Annotated in this window: 15 protein-coding genes; 3 read left to right on the top strand and 12 right to left on the bottom strand. The window is 49.9% G+C overall.

The features are described 5' to 3' along the window. Positions 1–9 precede the first annotated feature (9 nt). The 8 genes from HFP08_RS15725 to HFP08_RS15690 form a co-directional block, all read right to left on the bottom strand. Positions 10–1,224, bottom strand: coding sequence for a GTP-binding protein (locus HFP08_RS15725; protein ID WP_168121547.1), 1,215 nt, complete (start codon positions 1,222–1,224; stop codon positions 10–12). A gap of 21 nt (positions 1,225–1,245) precedes the next feature. Further along, positions 1,246–2,199, bottom strand: coding sequence for a metal ABC transporter substrate-binding protein (locus HFP08_RS15720; RefSeq protein WP_168121546.1), 954 nt, complete (start codon positions 2,197–2,199; stop codon positions 1,246–1,248). A 47-nt stretch (positions 2,200–2,246) separates the two neighbouring features. Then, positions 2,247–3,134, bottom strand: a complete 888-nt coding sequence (locus HFP08_RS15715) for a metal ABC transporter permease (protein WP_168121545.1) — start codon at positions 3,132–3,134, stop codon at positions 2,247–2,249. Then, positions 3,080–3,787, bottom strand: a complete 708-nt coding sequence (locus HFP08_RS15710; RefSeq protein WP_168121616.1) for a metal ABC transporter ATP-binding protein — start codon at positions 3,785–3,787, stop codon at positions 3,080–3,082. The genes HFP08_RS15715 and HFP08_RS15710 overlap by 55 nt, the downstream gene beginning before the upstream one ends. 205 nt (positions 3,788–3,992) lie before the next feature. Then, positions 3,993–4,430 (bottom strand): Fur family transcriptional regulator, encoded by a 438-nt coding sequence (locus HFP08_RS15705; RefSeq protein WP_168121544.1) that lies wholly within the window; start codon positions 4,428–4,430, stop codon positions 3,993–3,995. Positions 4,431–4,557: 127 nt separating this feature from the next. Further along, positions 4,558–5,766 (bottom strand): GTP-binding protein, encoded by a 1,209-nt coding sequence (locus HFP08_RS15700; protein WP_168121543.1) that lies wholly within the window; start codon positions 5,764–5,766, stop codon positions 4,558–4,560. A 59-nt stretch (positions 5,767–5,825) separates the two neighbouring features. Then, a complete protein-coding gene (locus HFP08_RS15695; protein WP_168121542.1) occupies positions 5,826–7,475 on the bottom strand; it encodes a nucleoside recognition domain-containing protein in 1,650 nt (549 codons plus the stop codon). After that, the gene (locus HFP08_RS15690; RefSeq protein ID WP_168121541.1) at positions 7,469–8,596 is read right to left on the bottom strand and encodes an NAD(P)/FAD-dependent oxidoreductase; all 1,128 of its coding nucleotides are present in this window, start codon (positions 8,594–8,596) and stop codon (positions 7,469–7,471) included. Before HFP08_RS15690 ends, HFP08_RS15695 begins: the two co-directional genes overlap by 7 nt. 300 nt (positions 8,597–8,896) lie before the next feature. Here HFP08_RS15690 and HFP08_RS15685 point away from each other — a divergent pair, with 300 nt between their 5' ends. The 3 genes from HFP08_RS15685 to HFP08_RS15675 are packed head-to-tail and all read left to right on the top strand — an operon-like array spanning position 8,897 to position 11,940. Beyond that, the gene (locus HFP08_RS15685) at positions 8,897–10,012 is read left to right on the top strand and encodes an ABC transporter permease (protein WP_168121540.1); all 1,116 of its coding nucleotides are present in this window, start codon (positions 8,897–8,899) and stop codon (positions 10,010–10,012) included. Positions 10,013–10,015: 3 nt separating this feature from the next. Beyond that, positions 10,016–11,251 carry an FtsX-like permease family protein gene (locus HFP08_RS15680; protein ID WP_168121539.1) on the top strand — a complete coding sequence of 412 codons (1,236 nt, stop codon included), beginning with the start codon at positions 10,016–10,018 and terminating at the stop codon, positions 11,249–11,251. A 2-nt stretch (positions 11,252–11,253) separates the two neighbouring features. After that, entirely contained in the window at positions 11,254–11,940 is a 687-nt protein-coding gene (locus tag HFP08_RS15675) for an ABC transporter ATP-binding protein (RefSeq protein WP_168121538.1), read from the top strand. 106 nt (positions 11,941–12,046) lie between these two features. On the opposite strand, the gene HFP08_RS15670 is transcribed toward HFP08_RS15675, so the two are convergent. From HFP08_RS15670 to HFP08_RS15655, 4 genes are all read right to left on the bottom strand, one after another. Then, complete coding sequence (locus tag HFP08_RS15670) at positions 12,047–12,730, bottom strand: fumarylacetoacetate hydrolase family protein (protein ID WP_481856577.1); 684 nt, start codon at positions 12,728–12,730, stop codon at positions 12,047–12,049. Positions 12,731–12,851: 121 nt separating this feature from the next. Further along, positions 12,852–14,837 (bottom strand): ABC-F family ATP-binding cassette domain-containing protein, encoded by a 1,986-nt coding sequence (locus HFP08_RS15665; RefSeq protein WP_168121537.1) that lies wholly within the window; start codon positions 14,835–14,837, stop codon positions 12,852–12,854. A 199-nt stretch (positions 14,838–15,036) separates the two neighbouring features. Continuing rightward, complete coding sequence (gene fumC, locus HFP08_RS15660) at positions 15,037–16,422, bottom strand: class II fumarate hydratase (RefSeq protein WP_168121536.1); 1,386 nt, start codon at positions 16,420–16,422, stop codon at positions 15,037–15,039. 66 nt (positions 16,423–16,488) lie between these two features. Further along, positions 16,489–17,157 carry a bifunctional 2-keto-4-hydroxyglutarate aldolase/2-keto-3-deoxy-6-phosphogluconate aldolase gene (locus HFP08_RS15655; protein ID WP_168121535.1) on the bottom strand — a complete coding sequence of 223 codons (669 nt, stop codon included), beginning with the start codon at positions 17,155–17,157 and terminating at the stop codon, positions 16,489–16,491. Positions 17,158–17,273 lie beyond the last annotated feature (116 nt).

The following is a 17,273-nucleotide window of genomic DNA, read 5'->3' as shown; positions in this document are numbered from 1 at the left end:
CAAGCAGCATTAGAGAAAACTGGTTTCGATCGGGGTTTCTGCCGCATTCGGAAATTCATCAGCAAATTGACTCCAATCCTGCTTCATTTCCTCATCCGTCAACAAGCAGGCATCCAGACTTGAAATCAGTTGCTTGCGATCCATCTCGATGCCGATAAAAACAACTTTATTAATCCGATCGCCATAATCAGGATCCCATGTTTCAGAAAGCTCGGAATCTTCCTCCAACACTGTTGCCCGTTCTTCCGGAGGCAGCGCCGCAATCCAATAACCGGAAGGACCAATTTGAATCGACGGACCCGCCTGACTAAAGCTTTGCCCCATTTCATTCCTTGTGGCTAACCACATCATTCCCTTGGCGCGCACCACCTCGGCCGGCCAGTCCTCCATCCACGCCATTAAACGTTCGGGATGGAATGGCCGCACTCTTTCATAAACAAATGAAGAAATTCCGTATTCTTCCGTTTCCGGTGTATGAACCGGCTTCTCCAGCTCCTTCAGCCATCCGGCCGATAGACTAGCCTCTTCGAAATCGAACAGTTCCGTATTTAGAATGTCGGTTGGATTGACATTTCCCTTAACGATCCGAATCAGCTTGGCTCTCGGCTGAAGCTTGCGAAGCACGCCTTCGAGCTCATCCAGCTCCTCTTCGGCAATGAGATCGCATTTGTTCAGCAGCAGGACATCGCAAAATTCAATTTGATCAATAAGCAGATCGACTACCTCTCGCGTATCTTCCTCTCCGACCGCCTGGTTTCGTTCGAGCAATGTCTCTCCGGAGGAAAAGTCATGCCAGAACCGATAAGCGTCCACAACGGTGACCAAGCAGTCCAGCCGACACAACCGGGATAAATCAATTCCTTGTTCTTCGTCAATATAAGTAAAGGTTTGAGCAACTGGAACCGGCTCTCCAACGCCTGTGGATTCGATCAAAATATAATCGAAGCGATTTTCTTTGGCTAATTGCTCAACCTCTCGGAGCAAATCTTCGCGAAGCGTGCAGCAGATGCAGCCATTGGACATTTCCACAAGCTTCTCATCGGTGCGAGAGAGTCCGCCCCCTTCTTTGATCAGCGAGGCATCGATATTCACTTCGCTCAGATCATTGACAATGACAGCAATTTTTAGCCCCAGCCGATTGTTTAGCACATGGTTAAGCACTGTCGTTTTCCCGACGCCCAGATAACCGCTGAGCACGGTGACTGGTATTTTGGATTGACTCATTTCTTCACCTTATCCTTATCTTTATTCATTAAGGGCTTTCTTTAAAGCCTCGAGATTATTTTTCATAATGCCAATGTAGTCCAGGTTGTTTTTTTGCTCCTCGTCGGTCAATCCTTCGAGCGGGTTAAGCACATCTGTTTTGGCGCCGATCTCATCCGCTACCACTTGGGCGATCTTCGGTTCGACAAGTGTTTCGAAAAAAATCGTTTTCACTTGATTCTCCTTGGCGAATGCTATAATATTCGCCAGATCGTCCGGAGCCGGTTCCTGTTCGGGAGAAAGCCCCGCGATTGGCACTTGTGTCAGCCCATATTGTTTGGCCAAGTAGCCGAATGCCGCATGCTGGGTTACAAATTCTTTGCGTTTGACATCTTTCAATCCCGCTTTGTACGTCTCGTCCAGCTCTTGAAGCTTCGCGATGTAGGCATCCGCATTTTTCTTATAGGCATCCTTATTAGCCGGATCGGCTTGCTCGAATGCTGCTTCAATGGAAGCGACTTCCTTCTGGGCCAGCACAGGATCGAGCCAAACATGCGGATCGAGAATGGGTCCTTCTTCCTCGTGCGCGTGTTCCTCTTCTCCTTCTTCTTCTTCCGGAAGACCTTCCATGAGCGAAATGCCATTGCTCGCTTCCACGACAACGCGCTTGTCATTGGCAGCGCTGGAAAGCGCATCGTCGACCCAGCCTTCCACAATTCCGTTGTACACGAAAATATCCGCTTCCTTCACCTTCACCATATCCTGCGCGCTCGGCTCCCAATCATGCGGCTCCGCGCCCGCCGGAATAAGCGCAGTGACATTCGCATACTCGCCTCCGACCTGTCTGCTGAATTCATACATCGGGTAGAAGGTGGTCACTACATTCAGTTTGTCGCCATCATTCGAATTAGCATTATTCTCGTTATTTCCGCATCCTGCCAGCAATACAACTAACCCTACTGATAAAAACATTGATTTCTTGAACCATTTCCGCATGCTTGCACATCCCCCAATAATCATTCGTTTATTATTCCTTCATTTCATTAATGCCGAGACATTTCTTTGACAGCCATGTGTCCGTGAATAGGCAATTCTTTCTCCTTCTCCTTGCTCCGGGTTCTCTTGCTGATTTCAAACAGGGCCTTCCTGACGCCGATTCCTGCCACCAGAATGATTAACAGCACAAAAGCAATCGTACCGCCGGGCGGCGTACTGAAGGCATAGGATGCTGAAAGCCCGGAAAAAACGCCAGTCAATCCGATTCCCATTGAGATAAATAACGCCGCCGAAAAACTCGGAGCGATACGGATTGCGAGCGCCGCAGGAAGCACAATAAGCGCCGACACCAGGAGAACCCCAACGATCGGCATAGCCGCCGCGACGATCATCCCCGTCAGTACGCTAAAACCGAGCGAAATCCATTTGACCGGAAGACCGTTCGTCTTCGCCGTTTCCTCATCGAACGTCATTTGATAGAGCGGCCTGCGCAAAAGATAGAAAAAAAGTCCGCCGATTAAAGCTACGAACGCCATGACAAGCAGTTCGGTTCGATTCACGGCCACTACCGATCCGAATAAGTAAGAAGAGAAGCTCTTATTCAGACTCTTGTTCAGACTCATCAATATGACAGCCGACGATAGACCGCCGACCATAATAATTGCAACGGATACTTCGCTATACGTTTTATATGATCTGCGAAGATATTCAACCGCTACAGCTCCGACGACAGCAACGACAAAGCCGCCCAAGGTTGGATCGATATGCAAGTATACCCCGCCGGCGACACCGGCCAGAGAAACATGCGAGAGCATATCGGCCATTAAAGCCTGCCTCCGCAGCATAAGATAAACGCCCAGCGTAGAGGCCAACAGGGCGATTATCCCGCCGGCACAAAATGCCCGTTGCATGAAGTCGTAGTGCAGCATTTCCACCGCCCATCCTCCCTCCTCTCGAGCGTAATGATTCGACTGAGGTAGCTCTCCGCCTCCTGCAAGCCGTGCGTGACCATAATGACCGTTCGTCCAGATTCGTTTGCCTGACGATGCAGCAATTCATAGAAGCCGAGACGACTTTCCATATCCATCCCCGTGGCAGGTTCGTCGAGCACCAACAAATCGGGCTCCTGCGCCAAGGCGCGCGCTATACAGATTTTTTGCTTTTGTCCGCCAGACAGCTCGCCGATCTTCCGTTGACGAAGCTCCCACATCCCCACTTGTCGAAGCGCCTGCTCGGTGAGCCTGTAATCCTCAGCGTTCAGCTTGCGCAGCCAGGATCCCCTCGTATGTCTGGCAGAACGGACAAACTCGAAAATCGTGCTTGGGAATGCGCCGTTAAATGCCGCAATCTGTTGAGGAACATAGCCGATCGTCAATTTTTCCCCTTGCGCATTTTTTGAAGCAAGCTGTATCTTTCCTTTCCAAGGCTTGAGCAGACCCAACATAAGCTTGAGCAGCGTTGTTTTTGCCGCCCCGTTCTGTCCCGTTACAGCGACAAACTCACCGGAGAGGATTTGAATATTCGCATCCTCCAGACAAGGAACGTCCTGATAGCCAAACTCAACATCCTGCAAGGAAACCATTAGCATGTCATTCTCTTCCTTCCTGCCTTCGCCATCCCTTTCATAGGCGTTCTCAAAGGACAGCACAGCCGCTTTGCCTAGTACGTAATCATTACGATTTGCATTCAAGAAAAAATCCGAGTTCCCTCGGATAAATCGTAATGTTTACGTACAACATTGTAACAAGTTCATGTTCTTTCGTCAATGCTAACTTAGAAGAGCTCTCCAAATGTTACGTTTGGTCAGCTTGACATCCTTCGCAAATGCCATAAACCTCAAAGCGATGACGCAATATTTTATAGCTCCCAGGCAGCTCCGGCCCTTGATCCATTGGGCAATAATCAAAGTCCAGCGTTTTTTCGCAATTGACGCAAATCAAATGATGATGATGATGCGGCGCACAGTTTTCTCGAAACTTCAGTCCGCCTTCCATAAAATAAAAATGCTCCAGAACGCCCATATCGCTTAACATGCGAAGATTGCGATAAACGGTGTCAAAGCTGACGCTGGGATATTGAACCGCCATTTGATCATAAACATCCTTGGGCGACAAATAACCATCATCATCGACAAAAATTTGCGCCAGCATTTTCCGCTGTTCGGTCACCCGCCAACCGTTTCTGGACATCGTCTCCAGCATGTCTTTCACCCTGTTGCGCTTTTCCTCCATATCATTTCGTCCCCTTCTCTGACAGTATATAGATACGGTTCTTGCATTCGCTCCGTTTGCGGCATGCCGTCTTTGTATTTTAGCAAGAAAAGGGGGCTTTTGTCATATCACAAAATCTGAAGCCGTTCTAAAACGTTGGCAGCGGATCGTTTAAGGAACGCCAGACACTTTTCATTTCGGCTTCCGTTAATAACGTTTTATCCAATGATCGAATAATTTTCTCCTTGTCCAGTCCTACCCCGATAAACACAAGCTTGGTCACCCGATCACCCCACTCCTCGTCCCAATCTGGCGATTTGGGAAATTCATGTTCACTTCCGAAGTAGGTGCTCCGCTCCTCTGCGGACAACGCGGCCACCCATAAGCCTGCCGGCGAAAGCTGCCGCGAGACGCCTGCCTGGCTGAAGGAAATCGCCATATTATTTCGGGTAGCCACCCACATGATGCCCTTGGAGCGAACAATCTCCTTCGGCCACTTCCCCATCCATTGAAGCAACCGTTCAGGATGAAACGGTTGCTTGCGCGTGTATACAAACGATGAGATGCCGTATTCTTCAGTTTCGGGCGTATGATGCTCCTTCTGCAGTTCTTGGATCCAGCCGGCGGATTGACTTGCAACCTCGAAATCAAATAGACCTGTATTCAAAATCTCTTTCGGATCAATCTTTCCCTGACTGGTGCGAATAATTTTGGCCCTCGGCTGCAAACCCCTGAGAGCGGCTTCCAGCTTAAGCAATTCAGCTTCGCTTACCATATCGCATTTGTTAATAATCAGTACATCGCAAAACTCCACCTGATCAGTCAGGAGATGAACAACGCCTCTCGTATCGCCATCTCCCGCCTCCTGCTTCCGATCCATTAATGTTTCCGGGGAATTGAAATCCTGCCAGAAGTGATAGGCGTCCACCACTGTAACCATGCAGTCCAAACGGGTTAGCTTGGATAGATCGATCTCCTGCTCCTCGTCGATGTAAGTAAAGGTTTGCGCAACAGGCAGCGGTTCGCCGATCCCGGTCGATTCAATCAGGATGTAGTCGAAGCGCTTCTCCCGAGCCAGCCGCTCGACCTCCTGAAGCAAGTCATCGCGAAGCGTGCAGCAGATGCAGCCGTTGGACATCTCCACCAGCTTCTCCTCTGTACGGCTCAAACCTCCGCCGTCCCGAACCAGATCGGCATCGATATTGACTTCGCTCAAATCATTGACAATGACAGCTACCTTCAGACCTTCCCGATTATTCAGCACATGATTCAATAGAGTCGTTTTTCCTGCACCTAAATAACCGCTCAGTACAGTTACGGGGATTTTCACTTCCTCTTCCTTGATGGGCACGCTCATGCTTCCTTCAACTCCTGCTTCTATTAGTAATGTAACTTGGCCTTTGAGCCGGGACCGCCTTAGGCTGCCACAAGCACGATAACTCCTGTTGATACGAGAGACGTAAGAGCTTGTTTGCCAGCCAGCGAAGCTGCAAATGACCAGCCGAGCTCCTTTCTTACCGTCCATAATGTCACCAGACAAGCGGTCAATGTGGAAGCCAGATACACCAGCGCAAACACTTGACCCGCATGCAGCGACTGCAACAATCCGCCTTCCCCTTGATTCAAAATCAGTAATCCGTCCTTGCGCAAAATAGAGAAGATAACGCCGCTTGCCGCCTCTGCAGGCAAGTGAAACCATTGCAGGACAGGCCCCGCGGCTTGGGACATCCAATCCAGAATGCCAGTCAGTTGCAGGACGGCAGCCGTCAAACAAATGATAATAAAGATGGGCATCGCCTGAAGCAGAAATTGCTTGATCACCGTACGCACCCGCCAGCTGACAGCGCGCAGTTCCGGCTTCTGCAGGAAGGTTTTGGTTTCGTACACTGGCGCGGCAAGCTGACCCGATGCTCCGTTCCAAAAACGCGTATGCAAAGCGCCAACAAAGCCTAGCGCAGCGATATACGGGACAAACAGCAACGGATGGCCGGCCGATCCAAACACCGACAAGGAAGCGCCGATCTGATAGCTGCATGCGGAACCGAATGTGATCAGCGATACGCATGATTTGCGGGTACACGCGCTGCATGCCCGGCTTTGGAATACCGCCACGACGTTGCAGCCGAAACCGGATAAGACAGGAATCAGATCGCGGCCGCTCAGGCCGACACGACGCATCCACACGTCCAACGAGTCGGTGATTCGATCCTTGATCCCGCTCTCCTCCGCCAGCGCGACGCTGACGCCGAGCAGCAGCACGACCGGGAACGCCCACAGAAAGGAATACCAGCCCAGCGTGACGATGCCGTAATCCCCAACGATCAGCGACTGCCAAATCAGGGGCGCGTCGTCAAACAGCGATTTGACCTCATCGATCACGCTGCTGTCTACAATTGGCTGCAGCCATGTCGACAGCAGGTAAGCAAGCAGTACCGGAACGGCGAATAGCAGGAGTGTCATCAGGAGCGACAAGGGCCGCCCCCACACGGGATGCTCGAACCAGGTCGATTGCGGTTGTACGCTCGGAAAGTTCGGTTTCAGCAATTCCTTGGCCTTGGGTCGAATCGGCTTTGCGATGGCCAGCGACAGGAGCAGCTCCGTTCTACCCGCTTCCGTCAACCGGCGCGCATCCGCCGTACGGACGGGAATGCCCAGCCAACCGCCGTAATATCGCGCCAGCTCCGTCAGATTTGCAGACATTTTATCCGCAAATGTCAGGACGAGAACCGCCCGTTTGCCCCCCACCCGCGCGGCCTCCAGCAGCAGCGGCAGCTCCACGGAGGCATGTGTGGCGCGCACGACAAGCACGACTATATCCGCATCGGTGACAGCCCCGACAGCCTCCTGCGTTGTTCGGCTGTCATCCTTGGCCCTGATGCCGGGCAAATCCGCAAGGTCGAGTTCAGCGGTCAAATGCCCGGTTCGTGACTGAATGGTCGAACCGCGAAAATTAGCTTCCTCCCCCGTTTCCTCCCCGGTGAGCCCGCGAAACAGCGCCGATTTGCCGGAGGATTCGAAGCCGATCAACACCGCCGTGCGCGGTTTTTCCAGCGCTTGGGTCAGCATGTGCAATCCTCCCCGCAGCAGCTCAGATCAGTCAGCATCATCCCCTGTTTGCGATATTCTTCCAATGGCTGCGCGTTCAGCCCAAGCCGCTCTGCAAGAGCTGCCGCCACCACGCCAAACCGTTGCCTGAATTTATAGATGAAGCAAAATAACAGATCGCCGTGCGTCACACTCGGACCGCTGACGAATAGCCCTGATGTTGTCGTCGATTCGTCATGCTCGGTAAGCAGCGTCACGCCGCTGGCGTCTTGCTCGAATAAATGTTGGATCATTCCCAGACTGCCTTTGAAGCCTGTGGCCAATATGGGCGGATAGCTCGCCTTTACGAATTGACTGTCACCGGAAGCGTCCTCGCAGTAGACCAGGTATCCCCCGTCATCAGCCGGTTCAATCCAGTGCACCTCATAACCGGCCAACAGCTCAATCGAATCGTCTTCCATTTCCTTCAGGCGATCCTTCGTGTAAGGCGACAGCTCGACGCTTGGGTCGCTGCTGCCCTTCTCCGTCCAGCGGCCGCTTCGGTCGATCAACGTCACCTTTTTCCCCAACCGGCTCAGATGAACCGCCGCGTCAGCACCGCTCTCGTAGCCGCCAATGACGACGATTTCTTCGCCCTCCACCTCCCGCCACTCCCGAATCAGGCTGTTATGGAGTGCGTATTCCGCTCCGGGAAACCCGTCCAGACGCGGATACTGAAATTCCCCGGCCGCCCAGATCACGTATCGGCTGCGCATCTTTCCTTGCGACGTGTCCAGCTCGAAGCCGCCTTCCGGCAGCGGCTCGATCGCGGTGACATCCACACCAGTTCGCACTGGAAGCTTTTTATACTCGGCTACGGCATGTAGATAGTCCGCATACTCCTCACCCGAAGGATGCTCCGTCCCGAGCGTATAAGCAGGGGATGTTCTCAGGGCAATCGCGTTAAGATCGATCATTCCATAAGCATTGCTCGTAAAGGATGGTGTAATCATGCGCATTTCCTGCGGCCACATGAGGAAGGAAGAACCAATCTCTCCCCTTTCGAGAATGCAGAATCGTTCGACTCCCAGCTCCTGCAACGCACATCCCATTCCGATGCCCGCCGCGCCTCCACCTACTATTAAACAATCAAAAATGTCCAAGTCTCACCCTCCAATTATATGTAATTATTACGATTATTCGTGATGAAACGATTATGTCTTGAGGATTATAATCTCGGAACGCGTCCTCTCTCTTTATTAGTAATAATTACGATTATTATAGCAAGTGTACACCTCCGTTGCAAACCATTTCTTGATCCATAGCTTATTCTTTGAAATTTCCATTTTTCATTTACACTCATGGATATTAATGGTACTGTTGGATCGTTAAAACTAAAGGGGAGATAGTTATTCGGAAACACAATTCTTACTGTCTCCCCTATATCAGAGGATGTTTAATTTATGAACAGGCTCCTTTTCGTTGTTCAATTTGCATTGAAATCCTTACTAAGAAAAAAGATCCACACGCTTCTACTATGCCTGGTTACTACATTAAGTCTTATTCTCCCGTATAGCGGCATTCTTGCTTTTAATGTATTGAATCAAATGTTTATACAGACGATTGTCCCAGGCTATGAAAATATTCAATCACTGCAAATCAATTCCGAGTGGTATCTGCAAGAAGGGAAAGACGCCCTTCAAAAAATGATGGTATCTGAGCCGCATCAGAAATCAGTCGTGTACTCCAGCAGCATAGGAACATTAACGGATAAAGGATACTCCACCCCCTCCTATTTAATGCTGGATCCAGAAGGATTGGATTTATTGAATATCCATGTTAGTGAAGGACGTAAATTTACGAAAGCTGAAACAGATATGGAACAACGCGTCGCGTTGATTAGCGAAACCTATTCAAAAAAAATAGATTACAACACGAAATCTAAGCTATACATTGATGGTCTGGCTTTTGATATTATAGGAATTTATCAAGATAAAGGAAAAAGCGTAATTTTGCCCTTTTCCACTTATTTGCGCTGGAAAACAGAAAGATTAAAAGAATCCCTTGAACTATATATAAAAACCGAGAATTCGAATCTCGTAGCGCAAATAAGTGATCGCTACGGGCATGAAATAATAAGAATCACATCATTAAAAGATAAGATAAATAAAAATATGAAGTCCTCAAACCAACTGAGGACTTTCATCTATGTCGTGGTCTGCGTAATATTTGCATATAGCCTAATCAATATATTAAGTTACCTGAAATTTAAAATATTACACGAATTTCATCAAATAACCGTTCAAATTTTACAAGGCGCGCAGAAGAAGTGGATTATCATTAAGCTGATGCTAGAATATGTATACATTTTCATGGCAAGCAGCCTCTTCCTTTCAATTCTTCATTTCCCTATTATTAAAGCGCTAAATCATTTTTATATCTACCCTCATTTAGAGCTTATAGAATGTGTTTATTATTTGTCTTACCTTTTCTTGATTTATCTGATGATAGGTTTACTCAGCCTATACCCTGTTTTCCGGCTGCGACCAGCTATTTCACAGCGAATGGAGGGATTCTAAATCATGCGTTACCTATGTGTCCGCGCTTGGAGACGTTTCGCGATAAGATGGAGGTTATCGCTTATCGTTATCATTCAACTCTCCTTATCACTGATTGTATTATCCTGTTTTCTTAATTCGACTCTTTCCCTTCAATCCATGTATGAAGGGTTGGAACATAAGCTATCAAAGAATACCTATAAAGTTGTACCCGTCAGAAATCAAGTCTCTATTGTCAATGATACGATCATCTCTACATCTATGCCATTCACACCTCTTATTTATGAGAGAGTCCGCGAACACGCAAAAAGCGACGCAGAGGTCACTTGGTATTTGATCGCTCCAAGGACGCTCGTATACAATAAAGGTTTAGAATCGGTTTATTGTATGTATGTATCCCCAAATTACTTTGATTTTTTTCCCAATCTGCAAATGAAAGATAAGATTAATGCCGACAAAACAGCAATATATCTCTCTTCATGGCTTTCAGAAAAACTAAAAAGCGGAGCCTACTTTGTAGAAAACAAACAGAATGAATCCCAGAAGTCTGCCTTTAGTGGAAATGCCTTATTAGAACACTCCACTGTTTTTGATGCGGGTTCGGATACCCTGCTTATCGAACATAACGAAAATTTACAAAAAAGCGTTGATATGAAAAATGTCATCCTTATCCCGATGGATTACTTTTCAGTATTTTATCGCTACGAGGCGGTAGATCTCTCATTTATCAGTGTTAAAGAGGTTGGAAATGGTAATTTCATGCAAGGACTTCAACGTCTGTCTGTTTATCTTAATGAAGAAGCAAATGCTGACTTTCACTATTCTATACGTTCCGAACTGGATGACATTATGCACGTAACCGAAATGGCTCGTTTGACCTCTCATGGGTTCATCTATATTTCTTTGCTGTCGCTGCTCCTATTAATTTTAGGTTATATCGGTCTTCAAATTCAGTACTTCCACTCACGCATGCAAGAGTTTGCAGCCTGTTTTATCTGCGGATCCAAATTATATCAGTTGTGCATCGAGATATTCGTGGAAACACTATTTAAAGTCATCCCCGCCTTGTTTGTATCTGTACTTTGCACTCATGTTATCGGGGGATATATTAAACCTACCATGAGTTTACCTTACCAAGTGCATTGGCAGACTGATGTTGTAAGCGGCGTAATTGTACTTGGTTTTGCCCTTATCTCGACTCTTCCAGTTATATTGCGATTAATAACAACAAATTTACGTCATACATTATCGGAGGTTTAGAAATGATTCATCTCTCCAATATCTCGAAAAAATTCCAATGGAACGGTGTAAATGAGCATGTGTTAAAAGAGGTAAAACTGAACATACAAACAGGGGATTTTGTTACGCTTATGGGGACCTCCGGATCGGGAAAAACAACATTATTAAACTTGATCGGATTGCTTGACTCCTACGATAAAGGAGAATATGTGCTAAATGATATTTCCATTGGCAGCCTTAACCGATCTCAAATCAAGCAATTGAGAACTGAACTATTCGGATATATATTTCAAAAATTTCACTTGATCGCGGATTTGACTGCACTTGAAAACGTAGAAATGCCGCTTGGATACAGCAACTGGAAATCCTCCGTTCGAAAAGAGAGAGCATTAGAATGTTTAACAGCCGTAGGACTTAAAGATCATTGTAATAAAAAACCAAATGAGTTGTCAGGAGGCCAACAACAACGAGTAGCAATCGCAAGGGCCATCGTTAAATCACCAAAAATATTATTGGCAGATGAGCCTACAGGCAACTTGGATGAAGAAAACACTCAAACCATTATTTCTTTGTTGAAAGATATTAATATCAAAAGCAAATGCACGCTTATTATCGCTACTCATGATAAGGAAGTTGCTCAAAATGCCGATTATGGTCTGATTATACGAGATGGGTTAGTCATGTCACCTAACTACAGCCGGATGAAGTGATCAGCATGAAGCATAACACTGGAGAAATTCCATTTCAGACAGCAAATCGAGTAAATCTGTCAAGAAGCCGCTCAATAATGAATGGCTTCTTGACAGTGAGCGAGCTTCATCCTATCTTTTCTGTCAACTTGATTACGCAGTTCCCCAATACTTCCCCGCCCCAAGCCGCAGTCATATGATCGCCGTCGTTAAGAGCAGCCACGCCTGCCGGGGTGCCCGTGAAGATCAGATCTCCGGGTCCGAGACCATAATTAGCTTCAATGAAACGGATCTGCTCTTCGATCGTGAATATCATGTCCTTCGCGCAGCCCTTCTGGGCCAGCTCCTCATTGCGATGCAGTGTGAATTCGACCTCGTTTAATGGCTTCATTCCGGGGAACGCGATCCACTTACCGATCGGCGCGGAATTTTTGAAGCCTTTGGCCGCCAGCCACGGATGTCCCTTCGCCTTCAGCTTCGACTGCACATCGCGCAAGGTCAGGTCGAGCCCCAGCGTCATCGCATCAATGGCTTCATCGACAGCGCATCCCGGCGAGTAGCCCTCACCGATTCTCAGCACGATTTCCAGTTCGAAATGAACCTCTCCGACATCCCCGGGAAGCGTAATGACGTTGCCGTTCATCGCCTGAACAGCATGAGTCGGCTTTGTGAATACCATCGGCGAGGTCGGAACCTCGTTGCCAAGCTCCAGCGCATGCAGCCGGTAATTGCGCCCGATGCAATAGATATTTCGGATGGAACCTGGCAATTCTGAGCGATTGCCTCCACTACTGCTGATGGTATTGCTCATGTTGTTATTGTCGTTCATGCTTGGATCCTCGCCTCGCCTTCATTGTTCATCTTACATTGTTCACTTTTTAACGTTCACATTTCACAGTTCTTCATCCTATAAAAACTTCATTTTCTCTCTGTTATAATCTCTTCTGCGCCTCGATCTGCTCGGCCAGCTCGTTCAATTCCGTCCATCTGTCCATGAGCTGCTCCACCTTCTCCTCCAACTGCTGCTGCTCTGCGGCAAGCTCCTGAAGCTTCACGGAATCGCTGCTGAAATCAACCATGAGCTGCTGCACCTTCTCCAGCTGGGATTCGGCATCTGCGATCCAATCGTCAATCTGCTCGAAATCCCGCTGATCCTTGTAGGACATCTTCAGCGGTTTCGGCTTGGCTTGCTGATTCGCGCCGCCTCCGTTTGTGTTTGCGGCTGCATTCGAATTCGTTGCGCTGACTGCGTTGGAGGCTCCGCCAGACTTGCCTGCTGAGGCTGTATCAGACTTCTTCGCCTCACTCGAATCGCCTTGCATATATTTGCTCCTATATTCCTGATAATCCGTATAATTGCCCGTATGCTGCAGAATTCCCGATTCCTCGAAAGCGATGATTTTGTCGACCGTGCGATCCAGGAAATAACGATCATGGGAGACAACGAACACAACTCCCGGGAAATCGTCTAAATAATCCTCCAGCACGGTTAAGGTCGCGATATCCAAATCATTGGTAGGCTCGTCCAGCATAAGGACATTCGGAGCATTCATGAGCATACGCAGCAACTGAAGCCGTCGTTTCTCTCCTCCGGACAGCTTGCCGATCGGCGTCCATTGCATCGTAGATGTGAACAGGAATCGCTCCAGCATCTGACTCGCGGAAATCATCGAGCCGTCCGCTGTTTTCACTTGCTCGGCGCCTTCGCGGATATATTCAATTACTCGCAAATTCGGGTCCATCTCCTCGCGTTCTTGCGAGAACCATCCGATTTTGACGGTCAGGCCCAGCTCTACTTTGCCGGAGTCCGGCTCCAGGCGTCCTCCCAGCATTTTTAATAGGGTGGACTTTCCGCTGCCATTCCGGCCCACGATGCCGACTCGATCCTCAGGAACGGCGATATAGTCGAAATCGCTGATCAAGGTCCGGTTGCCATAACCTTTCGTCACGCCTTCCGCCCCCAGAATCTTCTTGCCGAGTCTGGAGGAGGCAACGGACAGCTCCAGCTTGCCCGTCCCTTCCTTGGGACCTGCGGATTTCAAAGCCTCGAATCGATCGATACGGGCCTTCTGCTTCGTCGTCCTCGCCTTCGCCCCGCGCCGCATCCAAGCCAGCTCATTGCGCAGCAAATTCTGGCGCTTATCCTCTGCCGCAGCCTCCCGCTCCTCCCGCTCCAGCTTCAGCTCCAGGAAACGGCTATAGTTCGCTTGATAGAAATGCACGTTCCCGCGATCCAGCTCAATCATGCGGTTGCTGACGCGATCCAGGAAATAACGGTCATGCGTAATCATCAGCAGCGCGCCGCGCCTCTTCTGCAGCATGCCTTCAAGCCAGGCTACCGACTCGTTGTCGATATGGTTCGTAGGCTCGTCCAGAATCAACACATCGGATGGCAGCAGCAAGGCCGCCGCCATGGCTACCCGCTTGCGCTGACCGCCGGACAAGGTCCCGACCTTAGCGTCGTATTGCTGAATGCCAAGCTTCGACAGCGCCGTTTTGGCTTCGCTCTCCAGACTCCAGGCATTCCGCTCATCCATTCCCTGATTCGCTTTCATCAAGTCGGCTTGAGCCTTCTCGTTGCCCGGGTTCAGCTCAAGCGCCTCCATTGCAGCCGCATAGGCTTGCACCGCCCGCAGCTCGGGCGATTCGCCGCCTAATACATGCTCCAGCACCGTTTCATTCTTGTCGAACACAGGGTCCTGCGCGAGCATGCGGACGACGACCCGGCTGCCAATCGAAATCTGGCCCGAATCCGGCTGCTCAAGCCCGGCTATCACCTTCAGAAGCGTCGACTTTCCCGTTCCATTCACGCCTATAATGCCGATATGATCGCCGTCCTCGACGCCGAAGGTAACGTCTTCGAACAACAGCTTCTCGCCATAGCTCTTCGTAATATGCTCCACGGATAATAAATGCATCGCTGTACCTCTTCATTTCTTAGGATTATAGCCTGTCGCTTATGCATATATCATACCACAAAGAAGAGCCGGACATGGACGATGCCAAGCCAGCTCTTCCTATCTTCACGTAGAGAGACGCGCATTGTGAGGCCGAACCGCAGCTTCTGCCGCCTTTTAGCGTCGAACGTACTTTTATAGCCTCTACATGCTCTTCCCCTTAGCGTTTGCCAATCATATTCTCCGGGCGAACGTACTCGTCGAATTGCTCGGAGGTGAGCAGGCCGCTCGCGATAGCAGACTCTTTCAGAGTCAGGCCCTTCTTATGCGCATTCTTCGCGATTGCTGCCGCGTTCTCATAACCGATATGCGGATTCAGCGCTGTAACGAGCATCAGGGATTGATCCAGGTTGCGCTTGATCGCCTCTTCGTTCGGCTCGATGCCCACAACGCAATTGTTATTGAAGGAAATCATGCCGTCCGCCAATAGCGCGATGGATTGCATGAAATTGTACAGGATGACCGGCTTGAATACGTTCAACTCGAAGTTGCCTTGACTCGCAGCCATGCCGATTGCCGTGTCGTTGCCGATGACCTGGCATACCGCCATCGTAAGCGCTTCGCTCTGGGTAGGATTGACCTTGCCCGGCATAATCGAGCTGCCCGGCTCGTTCTCGGGAATCGAAATTTCGCCGATGCCGCAGCGAGGTCCGCTTGCCAGCCATCTGACATCGTTGGCGATCTTCATCAAATCGGCGGCGAGCGCCTTGATCGCGCCATGCGTGTAGACCATCTGGTCGTGGCTCGTCAGGGAGTGGAATTTGTTCGCAGCGGTGACGAAGGTCTCGCCAGTCAGTGCTGTTACTTCCTCGGCAACGGCAACCGCATAGTCCGGATGCGCATTAAGTCCCGTGCCCACAGCCGTGCCGCCAAGCGCAAGTTCTCTCATCGTATCCACGCTCTGCACCAGCATCGCGCGCGTTCTGTCGAGCATGGAGTACCAGCCGCTGATTTCCTGACCAAGCGTAATCGGCGTTGCATCCTGGAGATGCGTGCGTCCGATCTTCACTAGATCCGCGAACTGCTCCGCTTTCGCGTGAAGCGTGTCGTTCAGCAAATCCAATGCGGGGAGCAACCGATCTCCGATAGAAATAACGCCGGCGATGTGCATGGCAGCCGGGAAGGTGTCGTTCGAGCTCTGCGAACGGTTTACGTCGTCATTCGGATGAACTCGGGTTGCGCTGCCGCGTTCCGCAAGCAGTTGATTCGCGCGATGCGCCACCACTTCGTTCACGTTCATATTCGTCTGCGTGCCGCTGCCAGTCTGCCAGACGACTAACGGGAATTGATCATTCCACTTGCCGCTCAAAATTTCGTCAACCGCTTCGCCGATTACTCCGGCCTTCTCCTCGTCGAGCACGCCAAGCTTGCGGTTCGCGAAGGCCGAAGCCTTCTTCACGATCGCCATCGCATACACGACCTCGATTGGCATGCGCTCGCCGCTAATCTTGAAATTCTGCAAGCTTCGCTGCGTCTGCGCGCCCCACAGCTTGTCCGCCGGAACCTTGATTTCACCCATTGTATCCTTCTCAATCCGATATTCCATTCCTTAACGACTCCTTTGCTTCTGAAAATAACTAATCACGATTCATTGGCCCGCTCTTGATTGCCCTTACGCTTGCTTCGCTTCCTTATATGCCGCGATATATGCAGCCGCTTTCTTCTCGATCAACGTCAAATCGCCGGTTTTGACCGCTTCCTTCGTCAGATCCGAACCGATGCCCACCGCTACCGCGCCTGCTTTCACCCAGTCCTTCAGGTTGTCCAGCGATACGCCGCCTGTCGGCATCACATTCGCCTGCGGCAACGGTCCTTTGATCGAAGGAATAACGCTTGGCGAATAGAGATTGCCCGGGAACAGCTTCACGATATCCGCTCCAAGCTCCATCGCATTCTGAATTTCCTGAATCGTCATCGTTCCCGGCATGACCGGAACCGCATAACGATTGCACAGCTTGATCGTGTCGGGGTTAAGCGCGGGAGCAACCACATACTCCGCTCCGGCTAGTATGGCCGCTCGAGCCGTTTCCGGATCGAGCACCGTTCCTACGCCGATAATCGCGTAATTGTCGGCATCAAGGGGAGCCGAGCTGGAATATTCCTTCGAAAGCTGCTCGATGGCGCGAAGCGCATACGGCACCGTCATCGTAATTTCAATCGCTTTGATGCCGCCCTTGATTGCGCGGCGCGCCATTTCCGCGACTTCCTCGGGCGAATCGGCCCGAAGCACGGCAACAACCCCCGCCTCGGCTAGCTGCTGCAAAATCTTTATTTTCTTCATTCGGCAATCCTTCTTTCCCTATGTATGAAAGTGATATCATAATTCCATGGCAACAAAGCCTGTCTATGCTGTCAGCTCATAATCTTCTACAATTATAGACTTTTTCAATCGCTCCA

The organism is Paenibacillus sp. HB172176 (assembly GCF_011947265.1).
Classification (GTDB): domain Bacteria; phylum Bacillota; class Bacilli; order Paenibacillales; family Paenibacillaceae; genus Pristimantibacillus.
Note: the sequence above shows the minus strand (reverse complement) of the source record. Positions and strands in the feature narration are given on the sequence as shown.